1 pseudogene is annotated in these 266 nt (G+C 61.3%); it reads right to left on the bottom strand.

What is annotated here, in order from left to right:
• A pseudogene (locus tag SB719_RS20525) lies at positions 1–207 on the bottom strand (hypothetical protein); the annotation flags it as partial.
• Positions 208–266: the final 59 nt, after the last annotated feature.

A 266-nucleotide genomic window follows, 5' to 3' on the forward strand; every position in this document is an offset into this window, starting at 1 on the left:
GAACTGCACCGCAGCAGCACTCGTAAGCGGTGTGAAGAAGTACGGCCTCAACTCGTACTGGTCACGGCCGGCAGTCAGATCAGCGACCAGTCGGTCAAGATTCAGGTCGCCGAACGCATCCGGCTCGACCTCCACCAACTCGATGGCGGGCTCGTTTGGGGAGGAGGCGAAGAGGATGCTGGCCGAAGGTGCAGTGTTCTCTGCCAATGGGGTTCTCCTCTACCTGGACGCCGTGCAGCGCGGTGGTGCAGGTAGAAGCCATTAGC

Origin of the sequence: Pantoea sp. SIMBA_079 (assembly GCF_046940275.1) — a bacterium.
Taxonomy (GTDB): domain Bacteria; phylum Pseudomonadota; class Gammaproteobacteria; order Enterobacterales; family Enterobacteriaceae; genus Pantoea; species Pantoea borealis.